Genomic DNA, 14,399 nt, shown 5'->3' on the forward strand with positions numbered 1-14,399 from the left:
GGCTACCCCCCTCTGCCCTGCCGGGCATCTCCCCCACAAGGGGGGAGATCGACTCGTTGCCGGCTTTGCGCCAAACAAGGAAGGTGGAGCGAGCGGGCGAGCCCAGCCAATCTCCCCCCTTGTGGGGGAGATGTCCGGCAGGACAGAGGGGGGTAACGCCCGGCACACCCTCGCCAATGCGAGGCAAGCCGCATGACTCCCGACACCCTCAAGGACAAGATCATCCCCGTCACCACCATCCTGGCCGCCCTCGTCGCCATCTGGTACGTCGCGGCCATCCTGATGAACGCCTCCTTCCAGCGCGACATGGACACCCGCGCCGGCCAGACCCCAACCACGATGGAGTTCATCGAAAAAACCCTCTCGCAGCCCAAGCCCCTCCTGCCCGCCCCGCATCAGGTGGCGCAGAACGTCTTCGAAAACACCTTCCTGCGCAAGCTCACCAGCAACCGCAGCCTCGTCTATCACTCGGGCGTCACCCTCTCCTCCACCGTGCTCGGCTTCACGCTCGGCACGCTCCTCGGCATCCTGATCGCCGTCGGGATAGTCCACATCAAGGCGCTCGACCGTAGCCTGATGCCGTGGATCATCACCTCACAGACCATCCCGATCCTGGCGATCGCACCGATGGTGATCGTCGTATTGGGCGCCATCAACATCACTGGCCTCATCCCCAAGGCGCTGATCTCGACCTATCTCTCCTTCTTCCCCGTTACCGTCGGCATGGTGAAAGGCCTGCGCTCGCCTGAGGTCATGCTGCTCGACCTGATGCGCACCTATAATTCCTCGCCCGCCCAGACCTTCTGGAAACTCCGCGTGCCCGCCTCCGTGCCCTATCTCTTCACCTCGATGAAGGTGGCGATCGCGGCCAGCCTCGTCGGCGCCATCGTCGGCGAGTTGCCGACGGGTGCCGTGGCCGGCATCGGCTCCAAGCTGCTTGCCGGCTCCTATTACAGCCAGACCATCGACATCTGGGCGGCGCTGATTGCCGGCTCGCTGCTAGCGGCACTCCTGATCATGGTGGTCAGCATCGCCGCCAAGATCGTCGATCGCGCCATGGGCGGGAGGTCGGCATGAAGAACGCATCCTGGCAGGCAATCGTCGCCTTCCTCCTCATCATCGCCGCCGCGGCGACGCTGCCGTTGTTCTCCGCCACATCGGGCAAGCCGCCATCGACAGGTATGACGGCGATCACCTTCATCCTGATCGCGGCATCCGCTCTCATCTCCTTGCTGCCGCAATCGAAGACCAGCCGCGCGACGGTGCTCTTCATCGGCGCTCATGGCGGCGCCTGGCTGCTGCTGTCGAGCCTCAGCGGAAACGAAGGCTACGCAGCGAAACCATTCTTCCTGCTGATGGCGGCGTGCTGGCTGCTTGCCTGGCGCACGGTCAGCGAGATTGTCGAGATCAGGACCAACACCCGCGCTGACGACACGGCACTGCGGCTCCTGGTGCCCGCCATCTTCGGCGCCTGGATCCTCATCCTCTGGGAAACCGCCACGCGCGGCGCCGGCATCCCCTTCGTGCTTTTGCCGCCGCCGAGCGCCATTGCGGCGCGCATCGTCGGGTCGCTCCCGATCCTCGGCGATGATGTCAGGCAGACGATCTTCAAGGCTGTACTTGCGGGATATGTCATCGGCTGCGGCGCCGGCTTCGTCGTCGCCATCCTCGCCGATCGCGTCGCCTTCCTGCGCCGTGGCCTGCTGCCGATCGGCAACATGGTCTCGGCGCTGCCGATGATCGGTGTCGCCCCGATCATGGTCATGTGGTTCGGCTTCGACTGGCAGTCCAAGGCCGCCGTCGTCGTCATCATGACCTTCTTCCCGATGCTGGTGAACACCGTCGCCGGCCTTGCCGCATCCGGTCCGATGGAACGCGACCTGATGCAGACCTACGCCTCCAGCTACTGGCAGACGCTCCTGAAGCTGCGTCTGCCGGCGGCCATGCCTTTCATTTTCAATGCATTGAAGATCAACTCGACGCTGGCGCTGATCGGTGCCATCGTCGCGGAGTTCTTCGGTACGCCGATCGTCGGCATGGGCTTCCGCATCTCCACCGAGATCGGCCGCATGAATGTTGACATGGTCTGGGCCGAAATCGCCGTCGCGGCGCTGGCAGGCTCGATCTTTTATGGCGTCGTCGCCCTCGCTGAGCGGGCGGTGACGTTCTGGCATCCGTCTATCCGTGGTGGCTAGGCGTCGCTTATTCCCGACACTGGGGTCGGGCGTAAAGAAAGAGGGAACAAGAAAATGAAAAAACTGGTTCTTGCAATGATGGCGAGCGCCATGGCGATGGCGGCAAGCCACGCGATGGCCGCCGACAAGGTGACGCTTCAGCTGAAGTGGGTCACCCAGTCGCAGTTCGCCGGCTATTACGTCGCCAAGGAGAAGGGCTACTACGAAGAGGAAGGCCTCGACGTCGACATCAAGCCGGGTGGGCCTGATATCGCGCCCGAGCAGGTGATCGCCGGCGGCGGCGCCGACGTGATCGTCGACTGGATGGGCGGCGCGCTGGTTGCCCGCGAAAAGGGCGTTCCGCTCGTCAACATCGCCCAGCCCTTCCAGAAGTCCGGCATGGAACTGATCTGCCGCAAGGACGGCCCGATCAAGACCGAAGCCGACTTCAAGGGCCACACGCTCGGCGTCTGGTTCTTCGGCAACGAATATCCATTCTTCGCCTGGATGAACAAGATCGGCCTGAAGACCGATGGCGGCAAGGACGGTGTGACCGTTCTCAAGCAGAGCTTCGACGTTCAGCCGCTCCTGCAGAAGCAGGCCGATTGCATCTCCGTCATGACCTATAACGAATACTGGCAGGCGATCGATGCCGGCTTCAAGCCGGAGGAACTGACGGTCTTCAACTATACCGCCATGGGCAACGACCTGCTCGAGGACGGCCTCTACGCCAACGAGGAGAAGCTGAAGGACCCGGCCTTCAAGGAAAAGATGGCCAAGTTCGTCAAGGCCTCGATGAAGGGCTGGAAGTACGCCGTCGAGAACCCCGACGATGCAGCCGAGATCGTCGTCGATGCCGGCGGTCAGGACGAAAACCACCAGAAGCGCATGATGAGCGAAGTGGCCAAGCTGATCGGCGACGGCACCGGCAAGCTCGACACCACGCTCTACGACCGCACTGCCAAGGCTCTGCTGGACCAGAAGATCATCAGCAAGGAACCGACGGGCGCCTGGACGCACGACATCACCGACGCGGCCGCCAAGTAAGAAGCGGCGACCAAGTCGCATCAATGAACAGGAAGCGCGCGGGCTGGCACCGCGCGTTTCTCATTTAATAAATCACAAAAAATTCGTGGCGTTGTCGGATCAGCGTCGGCTGACGCGTCATAGGAATGACGGAATTGCGGATCAACAAACCGAATGCCGGCATCACGGAATGGTGATTGATATCGGCCGTCGAGATTACTAATGTGCGCCGCGAGGAATTATTTTCTGCCGGGCTTGTGCGTGGGGCAAAACGATACCACGTACATGTCGGATTTGCCGGACGAGGGTCATCTTACGAAGTAAGATACGGCAATGATGCGGGAATATTTCTGAGCTTGCACTTACGGGAGAAGGCCTTCGCGAGCTGAGGACAAGGCGCGAGTTTGGCCAACCTTTTTCAAAGACTGGACAAAGACGCATGGTACGCATGACGCCTAAAACTCTACGCGCCTCCACCCTGATCGCGGCTGCCTTTGCCGCATCGGTCGCGTTCGCTGAGGAAAACCAGCCGCCCAAGGCACAGCAGAACCTGCCCGTGATCGTGGTCACGACATCAGCCAAGCGCGCGCTGGTCGATCGCGTCATCGGCACCGGCACGATCCGCCCGATCGAGGAAGTCTATATCCAGCCGCAGGTCGAGGGTCTCTCCATCCGCGCGCTCAACGTCGATGTCGGCGACAAGGTCGAGGCCGACAGCACGCTTGCGACCCTGAACGACGATGCGCTGGTGCTGCAGAAGGCGCAGATGATGGCGACCAAGGCCAAGGGCGAGGCAAGTCTCGCCCAGCTCCGCGCCCAGCTGGTCGAGGCCAAGGCCAATGCCGAACAGGCCCGCCTGCAGCAGTCGCGCGCCGACGAGATGGGCAAGAAGGGCACGGTCTCCACCGCACAGGTCGAGCAGGCAGACGCCACCGCTGCGACCGCCAATGCCCGCGTCTCCTCGGCGGAACAGGCAATCGAGGTGGCGATCGCCGACCTGAAGGTGATCGACAGCCAGATCGCCGATGCCGACCTGAAGCTGGCGCGCACGGACGTAAAGACGCCTGTCTCAGGCGTGATCTCGGCCAAGAACGCCCGCATCGGCGCCATTGCCGCCGGCACCGGCGAGCCGATGTTCACCGTCATCAAGGATAGCGCCATCGAGCTCGTCGCCGAGCTTTCGGAAACCGATATCCAGAAGATCAAGGTCGGTCAGCGCGCCATCGTCACGCTGTCGGGCAACCGCACGAAGATCGAAGGCAAGGTCAGGATCGTCTCTCCGACGGTCGACCAGTCCACCCGCCTCGGCCTCGTGCACATCTATATCGACGACGAGAGTGCTGCCCGCTCCGGCATGTATGCCAGCGCCGACATCATCGTCGCCGAAAAGAACGACATCGCCCTTCCGCTGTCGGCCGTCACGTCAGGTCGTAACGGCTCCACCGCCCGCAAGGTCGAGGGCGGCGTCGTCAAGCAGGTGAAGGTGACGACAGGTATCCAGGATGGTGGCTTCGTCGAGATCTCGGAAGGCCTGAAGGAAGGCGACACCGTCGTCGCCAAGGCCGGCGCCTTCGTTCGCGATGGCGACAAGATCACCCCTGTCACCGAAGCCGTATCGGCACAATCGAACTGACCGAGGCCAATCCATGAATTTCTCCGCATGGTCGATCCGAAATCCGATTGCGCCGCTGCTCGCCTTCGCGCTGCTGGTGTTCGTGGGTATCCAGGCCTTCTACAAGCTGCCGATCACCCGCTTCCCGAATATCGACGTTCCCGTCGTATCCATCAGCGTCACGCAAAGCGGCGCCTCGCCGGCCGAGCTCGAAATGCAGGTGACCAAGGAGGTCGAAGACGCGGTCGCATCCATCAGCGGCATCGATGAGATCCAGTCGACGGTCACCGACGGCCAGTCGCAGACGGTCGTCGTCTTCCGCATCGAGAAGCCGACCGCCGAAGCCGTTCAGGACACCAAGGACGCCGTCGACAAGATCCGCAGCGACCTGCCCGCCGGCATCGAAGAGCCGATCGTCACCAAGGTCGATGTCGAAGGACAGGCGATCCAGACCTTTGCCGTCTCCTCCCCCAACATGACGCTTGAGGAGCTGTCCTGGTTCGTCGACGACACCGTCAAGCGCGCCCTTCAGGGCCAGCCCGGCATCGGCCGTATCGATCGCTACGGCGGCGCCGACCGCGAAGTGCGTGTCTCGCTCGATCCCGGCAAGCTTGATGCCTACGGCATCACCGCAGCCGACGTGAACCAGCAGCTGCGCGGCACCAACGTCAACCTCGGCTCCGGCCGCGGCCAGGTTGCCGGCAACGAGCAGACGATCCGCACGCTCGGCGACACGCGCGACGTCTCGCAACTCAACACGACAACCATCAGCCTGCCGAACGGCCGCTTCGTGAAGCTCTCCGAGCTCGGCACGATCGACGACACCTACGAGGAGCAGAAGTCCTTCTCGCGCTTCAACGGCACGCCGTCGGTCACCTTCGCCGTGTTCCGCGCCAAGGGCGCCAGCGAAGTCTCGGTCGCCGAAACCGTATCGGAAAGCCTGACGGAGATCCGCAAAGCCAATCCGAACGTCAAGATCGAGATGGTGGATGACAGCGTCTACTTCACCTACGGCAACTACGAGGCAGCCCTTCACACGCTGATCGAAGGCTCGATACTCGCCGTCATCGTCGTCTTCCTCTTCCTGCGCAACTGGCGCGCGACGCTGATCGCCGCCGTGGCGCTCCCTCTGTCGGCCATCCCGACCTTCTGGATCATGGATATCATGGGGTTCTCGCTGAACCTCGTGAGCTTCCTGGCGCTGACGCTGGCAACCGGTATTCTCGTCGACGACGCGATCGTCGAGATCGAGAACATCGCCCGCCACATCAAGATGGGCAAAACGCCCTACAAGGCAGCGCTGGAAGCAGCAGACGAAATCGGCCTCGCCGTCATCGCCACCAGCTTTACCATCATCGCCGTCTTCGTGCCGGTGTCGTTCATGCCTGGCATCGCCGGGCAGTACTTCATCCAGTTCGGCCTGACGGTCGCCTTCTCCGTCTTCTTCTCGCTCGTCGTGGCGCGCCTCATCACGCCCTTGATGGCCGCCTATCTGATGCGCGCCGAAGACGGCATGGAAGACCATCACGACAATGACGGCACGATCATGCGCGGCTATACGCGTCTGGTCACCGGCACCACACGCAAATGGTACTGGCGCTACACCACGCTGCTCTGCGCCATCGCCTTCCTGATCGGCTCGATGATGTTGCTCAGCCGCGTGCCCGGCAGCTTCATGCCGCCGGATGATTCCTCACGCGTCGTGCTCTCCGTCGAACTCCCGCCGAACGCCACGCTTGAGGACACGGCAGCCGCTTCCACCAAGGTCTACGACGCCGTGCGCGGGATCGACGGCGTGGAAAGCGTCTTCGTTCTCGGCGGCGCCTCGCCCAAGGGCGATCTCGAACTGCGCCGCGCCACCGTGCGCGTCATCCTCGGCAATATCGATCACTCGCTGCTGAAGACCCTCGTCAACAAGGGTCTCGGCGGGCTGCCTGTTATCGGCAACCTGATCCCAAAGATGGAAGAACACGGCCGCACGCGTCCGCAGTGGGATGTCGAGAAGGATATCTTCGCCGCCGTGCGCGGTATCCCCGACGTGCGCATCTCCAAGGTCAACGACCGCGCCGAGCGCGACCTCACCTTCAACTTCCTCTCCTCCAACGAGGACGATCTGAACGAGGCCGTCAGCCTGCTGGAATCGAAACTGCGCGCGTCGCCGATCCTGGCCAACGTCTCCTCCGAGGGCGCCCTGCCCCGTCCGGAACTGCAGATCCGCCCGCGCATGGCCGAGGCCTCCCGCCTTGGTATCACGCCGCAGCAGATCTCCGAGACGATCCGCGTCGCCACCATCGGCGATATCGACGCCAACCTCGCCAAGATCTCGCTCGACGACCGGCAGATCCCGATCCGCGTACAGGCATCGCTCGATGTCCGCCGCGATCTGGCGGCCATCCGCGCCATCAAGATCAAGACGGCGAGCGGCGCCAGCGTTCCGCTCTACAGCGTCGCCGATGTCGACTATTCAGAAGGCCCGAGCTCGATCAAGCGCAACAACCGCAACCGCGTCGTCGCCATCGGCTCCGACGTGCCTTTCGGCACCGCGCTCGATACCTCGACCGCCGAGTTCAAGCGCATCGTGTCGGAAACCGAGCTGCCGAAGAGCGTGCATCTGGCCGAAAGCGGCGACGCCAAGGTTCAGGGCGAAATGGTCCAGAGCTTCGGCAATGCGATGCTGATGGGCCTGATGCTGGTTCTGGTCGTTCTAATCCTGCTCTTCAAGGATGTGATCCAGCCCTTCACCATCCTGTTCTCGCTGCCGCTTGCGATCGGCGGCGTGGCACTGGCGCTGATTGTCACCCAGAACGCGCTCTCCATGCCTGTTCTGATCGGCATCCTGATGCTGATGGGTATCGTCACCAAGAACGCCATCCTGCTCGTCGATTTCGCGATCGAGATGAAGCGGCATGGGATGGAGCGTGTCGAAGCCATGGTGGAGGCCGGCCGCAAGCGCGCCCGCCCGATCATCATGACCTCGATCGCCATGTCGGCGGGCATGCTGCCCTCGGCGCTAGGTGTCGGCGAAGGCGGCTCGTTCCGCTCACCGATGGCGATCGCCGTGATCGGCGGCATCATCGTCTCGACGGTGCTCTCGCTCGTCGTCGTCCCCTCCTTCTTCCTGATTATGGACGACCTCTCCCGCCTCCTCGGCTGGCTGTTCGGCCGCCTTGTCGGCAAGAAGGACGAAGAGCAGCTGCCGCTCTCGCCCGAGGAACTCACCACCGCTGTCACCAGCCTCGACGGCCGCGTCACCGCGATCGAGAAGCCCGACGACAAGAAGGGTAAATCCGGCGGCAACGTCGTTCGCCTGCCGCCCTTCGCGGCGGAGTAATCGGATCACACGAAAAAGCCGGGGTTCGCCCCGGCTTTTGATCTCAAATGTGGCTTAAGCGGCCATTCACACCATTTCTAGCGTATGGGTTTCTGATCCGGGTTCGCGGCAAGGAATTCGCCGAGAGCCGGATTCTCGGCGTGGCGTTGCTGCTGATCGACAATCACGAACTTGTTGCCCAACTCGACCCGAAGCAAAGTCAGAAGCTGATCCAGATCCCTACTGAAGCGGTCGCACCTGCCTTGTGTCCAGAGGCTGGGGTCCGTCGGATAAAGCGGGTTGAGGTAGCCGAGATATTCTTGGTCGAGACGGCTGATGATCGAATGAACGTTGCGCGGCAGAAAGATTCGAGGAGGTTCTGAAACATCCCCCTCAGGGTTATAGTAGGTCGCATCAAGCGGACCATCGCCCAAAGTGGATCGTGTAGCCTCATCACCTGCCCAAAGGCAGCCGCCGGCTCCGAAATCAAAGAAGAATCGCAGTGTGCCCTTTGTCATGGCGCGAATAGCCATGTTTCATGAAATCTCCGCAAGTGGCGCATGGCTGCGACCTCAGGCTTTCTTGTTTCTTGCTCCCACTTGATGCAGATCAACTTTCACCGCAACCATTCCGGCTAGTTTAAGCGCATGGCAGGCGCGGCCTGCGACCGACGAATGTGGAGAAAGAGATGACGACGGGCTTGAAACTGAGCAATGTGCATAAGGCCATGCTTGGCGAAACCATTCTTTTTTCCGGCCTCAACCGGGATGAGCGCAACGCGCTTCTCGCTTGCGCGACCATCGTACGCTACCAGACGCATGACATGCTGTTTCATCAGGGCGAACGGGGCGAGTATTTCTATTGCGTGCTGACGGGGTTCGCCCGGCTTTATCGCCTCGGCGGCGACAATCAGGAAGGCGACATCCGTATCTGCGAGCCCGGCGACAGCTTCGCCGAATGCCTGGTCACGGATGGCGGAGATTATCGCTACGGCGCCCAGGCCATGGAGCACTCGATCTTCGCGCGCTTCAATCTCGAACAGGTCCGGGCGCTGGTCGAACACCGGCCGCATATCGGCATCGCCATCATGCGCAGCCTCTCGCAGCACCTGCTATCGACGATCGATTGCCTGGCGAGCGACCGCATGCAGACGGCTCCTCAGCGCGTCGCGACCTATCTGCTCACCCATTGCAAACAGGAAGGTCTCGAGGCGAAGATGCGGCTTCCCTTCCAGAAGAGCCTCTTGGCGCGCAAGCTCGGGCTGGCGCCCGAGGCGCTCTCCCGCGCCTTCTCGTCGCTGCGCGCCGCCGGCGTTACCGTCAGCGGCCGCTCGATCGAGATCAGCAATCTCAACGTCTTGAAGACGATCCCGGCGATTACAAGCCGCCATGCACCTTGAGGAAGTCGACGATGGCGCCAATGCCGTCGCCGCGCTTCATGTCCGAGAACACGAAGGGGCGCGTATCGCGCATGCGCGTCGCGTCGCGGTCCATCACGTCGAGATCGGCGCCGACATAAGGCGCCAGGTCCTTCTTGTTGATGACGAGAAGGTCCGACTTGGTGATACCAGGCCCGCCCTTGCGCGGGATTTCCTCGCCTTGGCAGACCGAAATTACATAAATGGTGATATCGGCGAGATCGGGCGAGAAGGTCGCGGCCAGATTGTCGCCACCTGATTCGATGAAGACCACGTCGAGATCGGGAATGCGCTCGTTGAGGCCGGCAATGGCCTGCAGGTTGATCGTGGCGTCCTCGCGAATGGCGGTGTGCGGGCAGCCGCCGGTTTCGACGCCGACGATGCGCTCCGATGGCAGCGCCTGCATGCGCATCAGCGCCTCGGCATCCTCGGTCGTGTAGATATCGTTGGTGACGACGGCGACCGAATATTGGTCGCGCATCGCCTTGCAGAGCTTTTCCGTCAGCGCCGTCTTGCCCGAGCCGACCGGTCCACCGATGCCGACCCGCAGAGGTCCATTTCCTGATTTCATATCGTGCACTCCAATCGAGAATAATCATAGCGCGTCAACCGCAAGGCGGCCACCGGCAAATGGCGCAGATCGTTAGCGACAAGTGCCGTTGTCACGATCGAAAAAGCCGCGTCGATTGCGTCTCGTGCCGTAGCGAGACGATATCGGCCTGCACCGTCGCCGAGCCCAGCTCATCGAGCGTCGAGCCCGCCGCCCGCCGCGCTAGCAGAGCGATATGCCCTTCCCGCGCCGCCATGATCGCAACGCCATCCTTCTGCCCGGCAACGCCAAGCCGGATGCCGGCGGAAACGGCCTGCGAGACATAGGCGTGCAAGAAAGCGGCAATCGCCTTTTCGGCGCCGATCTCATGCGCGCCGGACACGGCGCCGACGGCCACGGGATAAGCCACACGTTTTGGCAGCCGTGTGAACACCTCATCAGGCCATGCGCCGGCCGCCGACAGGAAAGCGTCGCCGAGCAGCATCGTTTCCTGATGCCGCTCGCGCGATCCCGCCAACGCCTCGGCAAGCTCGGCCACCTCGGATAGCGCCGAGGCGTTGCCATGCACCCTGTTGCTCTCGGCAAGCAGCACGACGTCGTTCCAGACGGCGCCGTGGTCCATCATGGCACCAAGCCAATCGCTGAGCGAGGCGGCATCGTACACCAGCCCGTCATGCACCGCACGCTCCAGCCCACCCGAATAGGCGAACGAGCCCACGGGAAAGGCCGGCGAGAGCCATGCCATCAACCGCAGCAGCGCCTGAAGATCACCGTTCTCGGTCATGGCTCAGCCGTGCGAATGGTTGTGCCCATGATCATGTCAGTGATCATGCCCATGGTCGTGCCCGTGGCCATGATCGTGTCCGTGCCCATGCGAATGGCTGCCATGGGAATGATAGGCACCCCGCGCCGGCTGGAACGGCTCGGTGACATCAGAGACCGTCGCGCCCAGCCCCTCGAGCATGGCGCGGATGACATGGTCGCGCAGGATGAGGATACGCTCTTCCTCGATCTGCGCGCCCAGATGCCGGTTGCCCAGATGCCAGGCGAGCTCGATCAGATGCAGGCGATCACGCGCCTTGATCTCGAACAGTTTCTCGTCGGCGGCAACGATCTCCACCAGCTCGCCATCGCCGAGCACCAGCATGTCGCCATTGGCAAACAGCACCGGCTCCTTGAGGTCGAGCATGACCATCTCGCCATTGTCGAGATGCAGCAGCTTGCGCCGGAGATGCCTCAGATCATGCGGCAGCACGACCTTGTGCGTGGGGTGGGAAGACGGCGTGCCGGCCGGCAGATAGGAGGTGATGTACTGCATGATGTGTCCATTCCGGTTCAGGCGAGGAGCATGCAAAATCGGCTGGAACCGCGCAAGGGTCAAAACGCCGGTTTGCGCACTATACGCGTGTCGTTGCAACGCTTTAGTCTAATGAATGGCGGACGACCTGCCGTCGACATTGGTTTCATCCTGGCTGAGACGCATGCGGCGCTGCAGGCCCTCGTCCTCGTGGACCACGCGATTACGGCCGAGCGTCTTCGCCAGATAGAGCGCCTTGTCGGCGGCGGTATAGGCCGCCTGCCTGCTTCGCCCATCGAAGAGCTCCGCGATGCCGGCCGACATCGTGACATTGAAGCTGCAGCCATCGAGTGCGATCGTCCGTTCGGCAAGCCGGTTGCAGGCAGCCCGGATCTGCGCCACCCGCTCCTCTTTCAAGGGAGCAATGACGACAACCCCGAACTCCTCGCCGCCGAGCCGCGCGACGGTCGAGTCCGCGCTGAATGCCGCCGACAGCTCCGCCGCAACAGCAACGATGACAGCATCGCCGCAGGCATGCCCATAGCGATCGTTGACAGCCTTGAAGCGGTCCACATCGAAGATCGCGAGACAAGCAGGCCCGTCGACATCATCGAGCGCCTCGGTAAACGCCCGCCGGTTCAACAGGCCGGACAGCATGTCGGTACGGCTCAACTGCTCGAACTCGGCGCGCGAGACGCTGAGCTGATGCATCGCATAGCCCGCGACCAGGGCCAGCGCTCCCGATACGATCCCGCCGATCACCCAGGATAGCGCCACGCCATAGATCACCGCATGCTCCAGCGAAACCGGCAGCATGCCCGCCCAATCGAGCGGCAACAGCAGCACCGCGATGACAAGCGAGGAGAGCATCACCGCGGCGAAACTCATCTTCAGCGCATAGGTATAAATCGTCAGGCGATTCCTGAAATCGCCGAGCTCCGCCTCGAGTAAAATGTGCATCCGAATCGACCTTCTAGCCCCTCGCCAAGTCTATTGATGAGACACGAACCGCTGCCGGGGTCTTAAGGGAATCACTAGGATTTTAGCGAGTTTTGTAAATTGTTCGTGCGCTGCACAATGGATCGAAACGCGACGAAAATGGCTTTGGAAATGGTCGCGAAGCCGCGCATCTAATAAATTGATAAATAACAGTTTTCATGAATTCAACGGTCGCCGCGTCCCATTTCGGACGCAACGCCCCATGGTGGAACAACACACAATCACGACACAACTTTAAGAATGCATTGATAAACGTGTAGCCAGAAGTTGGCCGGCACCGAAGCGCCGGCCATTAAAGCTGATCAATACATGAAGTAGCGCTGCGCCATCGGCAGCGAGGTCGCCGGTTCGCAGGTGAGCAGCTCGCCGTCGGCGCGCACCTCGTAGGTCTCCGGATCGACCTCGATATGCGGCGTCAGGCTGTTGTGGATCATCGATGCCTTGGAGATGCCGCCGCGCGTGTTCTTGATGGCGACGAGGTCCTTGGCGACACCGAGGCGGCCCTTCAGGCCGGCGTCGAGCGAAGCCTGAGAAACGAAGGTGACCGACGAGTTGGTGCGCAGCTTGCCATAGGCGGCGAACATCGGGCGGTAGTGCATCGGCTGCGGCGTCGGGATCGAAGCATTCGGATCGCCCATCGGGGCGGCCGCGATCGAGCCGGCGAGCAGCACCATCTCCGGCTTCACGCCGAAGAAAGCCGGGTTCCACAAGACGAGGTCGGCGCGCTTGCCGACTTCGATCGAGCCGATCTCGTGGCTAACCCCTTGAGCGATCGCCGGGTTGATCGTGTACTTGGCGATATAGCGGCGGACGCGGAAGTTGTCGTTATCCCCCGTCTCCTCCTTCAGCGGACCGCGCTGGCGCTTCATCTTGTCGGCCGTCTGCCAAGTGCGGATCGCCACTTCGCCGACGCGGCCCATGGCCTGGCTGTCGGACGAGATGATCGAGAAGGCGCCGATATCGTGCAGGATGTCTTCGGCCGCGATCGTTTCCTTGCGGATGCGGCTTTCGGCAAACGCGATATCTTCGGGGATCGACGGCGACAAATGGTGGCAGACCATCAGCATGTCGAGATGCTCGGCGACGGTGTTGACCGTATAGGGCCGCGTCGGGTTGGTGGACGACGGGATGACGTTCGACTGGCCGCAGATCTTGATGATATCGGGCGCGTGGCCGCCACCCGCCCCTTCCGTGTGGAAGGCATGGATGGTGCGGCCTTTGAGCGCCCCGATCGTATCCTCAACGAAGCCGCTCTCATTCAGCGTGTCGGTGTGGATCATCACCTGGATATCGTATTCGTCGGCCACCGAGAGGCAGCAGTCGATCGCAGCCGGCGTCGTGCCCCAGTCCTCATGCAGCTTCAGCGACGACGCGCCGGCCAACACCATCTCCTCGAGTGCGGCGGGCAGCGAGGCATTGCCCTTGCCCGCGAGCGCCAGGTTCATCGGGAAGCCGTCGAAGCTCTCGATCATCCGCTCGATGTGCCAGGCGCCGGTGCAGGTGGTGGCGAGCGTGCCATGCGCCGGGCCGCTGCCGCCGCCGAGCATGCAGGTGATGCCGGACATCAGCGCTTCCTCGATCTGCTGCGGGCAGATGTAGTGGATATGCGCGTCCATGCCGCCGGCCGTGATGATCTTGCCTTCGCCGGCGATCGCCTCGGTGGACGGGCCGACGATGATGTTGACACCAGGCTGCGTATCCGGATTGCCGGCCTTGCCGATGGCGTGGATGCGGCCGTTCTTGAGCCCAATATCGGCCTTGACGATGCCGGTATGGTCGATGATCACGACATTGGTGATGACGGTATCGACCGCGCCCTGCGCGCGCGTTGCCTGGCTCTGCCCCATACCGTCACGGATGACCTTGCCGCCGCCGAATTTCACCTCTTCGCCATAGGTGGTGAAATCCTTCTCGATCTCGATGAAGAGCTCGGTATCGGCAAGCCGCACCTTGTCGCCGGTGGTCGGGCCGAACATGCCGGCATAGGCGGCGCGGGAAATCTTGTAGGGCATGG

12 protein-coding genes are annotated in these 14,399 nt (G+C 62.3%); 6 read left to right on the top strand and 6 right to left on the bottom strand.

Annotation, left to right across the window (positions count from 1 at the left end; all coding sequences use genetic code 11):
- The first annotated feature begins 192 nt into the window (after positions 1 to 192).
- From J5286_RS16605 to J5286_RS16625, 5 genes are all read left to right on the top strand, one after another.
- Positions 193 to 1,077, top strand: a complete 885-nt coding sequence (locus tag J5286_RS16605) for an ABC transporter permease (RefSeq protein ID WP_018897115.1) — start codon at positions 193 to 195, stop codon at positions 1,075 to 1,077.
- On the top strand, positions 1,074 to 2,195 hold the full coding sequence (locus J5286_RS16610) for an ABC transporter permease (RefSeq protein ID WP_209191344.1): 1,122 nt from the start codon (positions 1,074 to 1,076) through the stop codon (positions 2,193 to 2,195). The genes J5286_RS16605 and J5286_RS16610 overlap by 4 nt, the downstream gene beginning before the upstream one ends.
- A 54-nt stretch (positions 2,196 to 2,249) precedes the next feature.
- Positions 2,250 to 3,221, top strand: coding sequence for an ABC transporter substrate-binding protein (locus J5286_RS16615; RefSeq protein WP_209191345.1), 972 nt, complete (start codon positions 2,250 to 2,252; stop codon positions 3,219 to 3,221).
- A gap of 418 nt (positions 3,222 to 3,639) precedes the next feature.
- Positions 3,640 to 4,833, top strand: coding sequence for an efflux RND transporter periplasmic adaptor subunit (locus J5286_RS16620; RefSeq protein WP_209191346.1), 1,194 nt, complete (start codon positions 3,640 to 3,642; stop codon positions 4,831 to 4,833).
- 13 nt (positions 4,834 to 4,846) lie between these two features.
- On the top strand, positions 4,847 to 8,143 hold the full coding sequence (locus J5286_RS16625) for an efflux RND transporter permease subunit (RefSeq protein WP_209191347.1): 3,297 nt from the start codon (positions 4,847 to 4,849) through the stop codon (positions 8,141 to 8,143).
- A 77-nt stretch (positions 8,144 to 8,220) separates the two neighbouring features.
- Here J5286_RS16625 and J5286_RS16630 read toward each other — a convergent pair whose 3' ends face one another.
- Positions 8,221 to 8,655, bottom strand: coding sequence for a hypothetical protein (locus tag J5286_RS16630; RefSeq protein ID WP_209191348.1), 435 nt, complete (start codon positions 8,653 to 8,655; stop codon positions 8,221 to 8,223).
- Between the two features lie 155 nt (positions 8,656 to 8,810).
- On the opposite strand from J5286_RS16630, the gene J5286_RS16635 reads away from it, so the two are divergent.
- Positions 8,811 to 9,521 carry a Crp/Fnr family transcriptional regulator gene (locus J5286_RS16635; RefSeq protein WP_209191349.1) on the top strand — a complete coding sequence of 237 codons (711 nt, stop codon included), beginning with the start codon at positions 8,811 to 8,813 and terminating at the stop codon, positions 9,519 to 9,521.
- Here J5286_RS16635 and ureG read toward each other — a convergent pair.
- The 5 genes from ureG to ureC form a co-directional block, all read right to left on the bottom strand.
- The gene (ureG, locus tag J5286_RS16640) at positions 9,499 to 10,110 is read right to left on the bottom strand and encodes an urease accessory protein UreG (RefSeq protein WP_047514508.1); all 612 of its coding nucleotides are present in this window, start codon (positions 10,108 to 10,110) and stop codon (positions 9,499 to 9,501) included. The two genes, J5286_RS16635 and ureG, sit on opposite strands and share 23 nt — an antisense overlap.
- A gap of 91 nt (positions 10,111 to 10,201) precedes the next feature.
- Entirely contained in the window at positions 10,202 to 10,873 is a 672-nt protein-coding gene (locus J5286_RS16645; protein ID WP_209191350.1) for an urease accessory protein UreF, read from the bottom strand.
- 36 nt (positions 10,874 to 10,909) lie between these two features.
- On the bottom strand, positions 10,910 to 11,407 hold the full coding sequence (gene ureE / locus J5286_RS16650) for an urease accessory protein UreE (RefSeq protein WP_209191351.1): 498 nt from the start codon (positions 11,405 to 11,407) through the stop codon (positions 10,910 to 10,912).
- Positions 11,408 to 11,515: 108 nt separating this feature from the next.
- Positions 11,516 to 12,346 carry a GGDEF domain-containing protein gene (locus J5286_RS16655; RefSeq protein ID WP_209191352.1) on the bottom strand — a complete coding sequence of 277 codons (831 nt, stop codon included), beginning with the start codon at positions 12,344 to 12,346 and terminating at the stop codon, positions 11,516 to 11,518.
- A 341-nt stretch (positions 12,347 to 12,687) separates the two neighbouring features.
- Positions 12,688 to 14,397: an urease subunit alpha gene (gene ureC, locus J5286_RS16660; protein ID WP_113523118.1), complete on the bottom strand. Its 1,710-nt coding sequence runs from the start codon at positions 14,395 to 14,397 to the stop codon at positions 12,688 to 12,690.
- Positions 14,398 to 14,399: the final 2 nt, after the last annotated feature.

It is taken from the genome of Rhizobium sp. 16-488-2b, assembly GCF_017741815.1.
Lineage (GTDB): Bacteria > Pseudomonadota > Alphaproteobacteria > Rhizobiales > Rhizobiaceae > Rhizobium.

Coding starts and splice junctions, on each gene's coding strand:
- J5286_RS16655 (WP_209191352.1), bottom strand. CDS start 12,346: ATGCACATTTTACTCGAGGCGGAGCTCGGCGATTTCAGGAATCGCCTG.
- J5286_RS16605 (WP_018897115.1), top strand. CDS start 193: ATGACTCCCGACACCCTCAAGGACAAGATCATCCCCGTCACCACCATC.
- J5286_RS16630 (WP_209191348.1), bottom strand. CDS start 8,655: ATGGCTATTCGCGCCATGACAAAGGGCACACTGCGATTCTTCTTTGAT.
- ureC (WP_113523118.1), bottom strand. CDS start 14,397: ATGCCCTACAAGATTTCCCGCGCCGCCTATGCCGGCATGTTCGGCCCG.
- J5286_RS16645 (WP_209191350.1), bottom strand. CDS start 10,873: ATGACCGAGAACGGTGATCTTCAGGCGCTGCTGCGGTTGATGGCATGG.
- ureE (WP_209191351.1), bottom strand. CDS start 11,407: ATGCAGTACATCACCTCCTATCTGCCGGCCGGCACGCCGTCTTCCCAC.
- J5286_RS16615 (WP_209191345.1), top strand. CDS start 2,250: ATGAAAAAACTGGTTCTTGCAATGATGGCGAGCGCCATGGCGATGGCG.
- ureG (WP_047514508.1), bottom strand. CDS start 10,110: ATGAAATCAGGAAATGGACCTCTGCGGGTCGGCATCGGTGGACCGGTC.
- J5286_RS16610 (WP_209191344.1), top strand. CDS start 1,074: ATGAAGAACGCATCCTGGCAGGCAATCGTCGCCTTCCTCCTCATCATC.
- J5286_RS16635 (WP_209191349.1), top strand. CDS start 8,811: ATGACGACGGGCTTGAAACTGAGCAATGTGCATAAGGCCATGCTTGGC.
- J5286_RS16620 (WP_209191346.1), top strand. CDS start 3,640: ATGGTACGCATGACGCCTAAAACTCTACGCGCCTCCACCCTGATCGCG.
- J5286_RS16625 (WP_209191347.1), top strand. CDS start 4,847: ATGAATTTCTCCGCATGGTCGATCCGAAATCCGATTGCGCCGCTGCTC.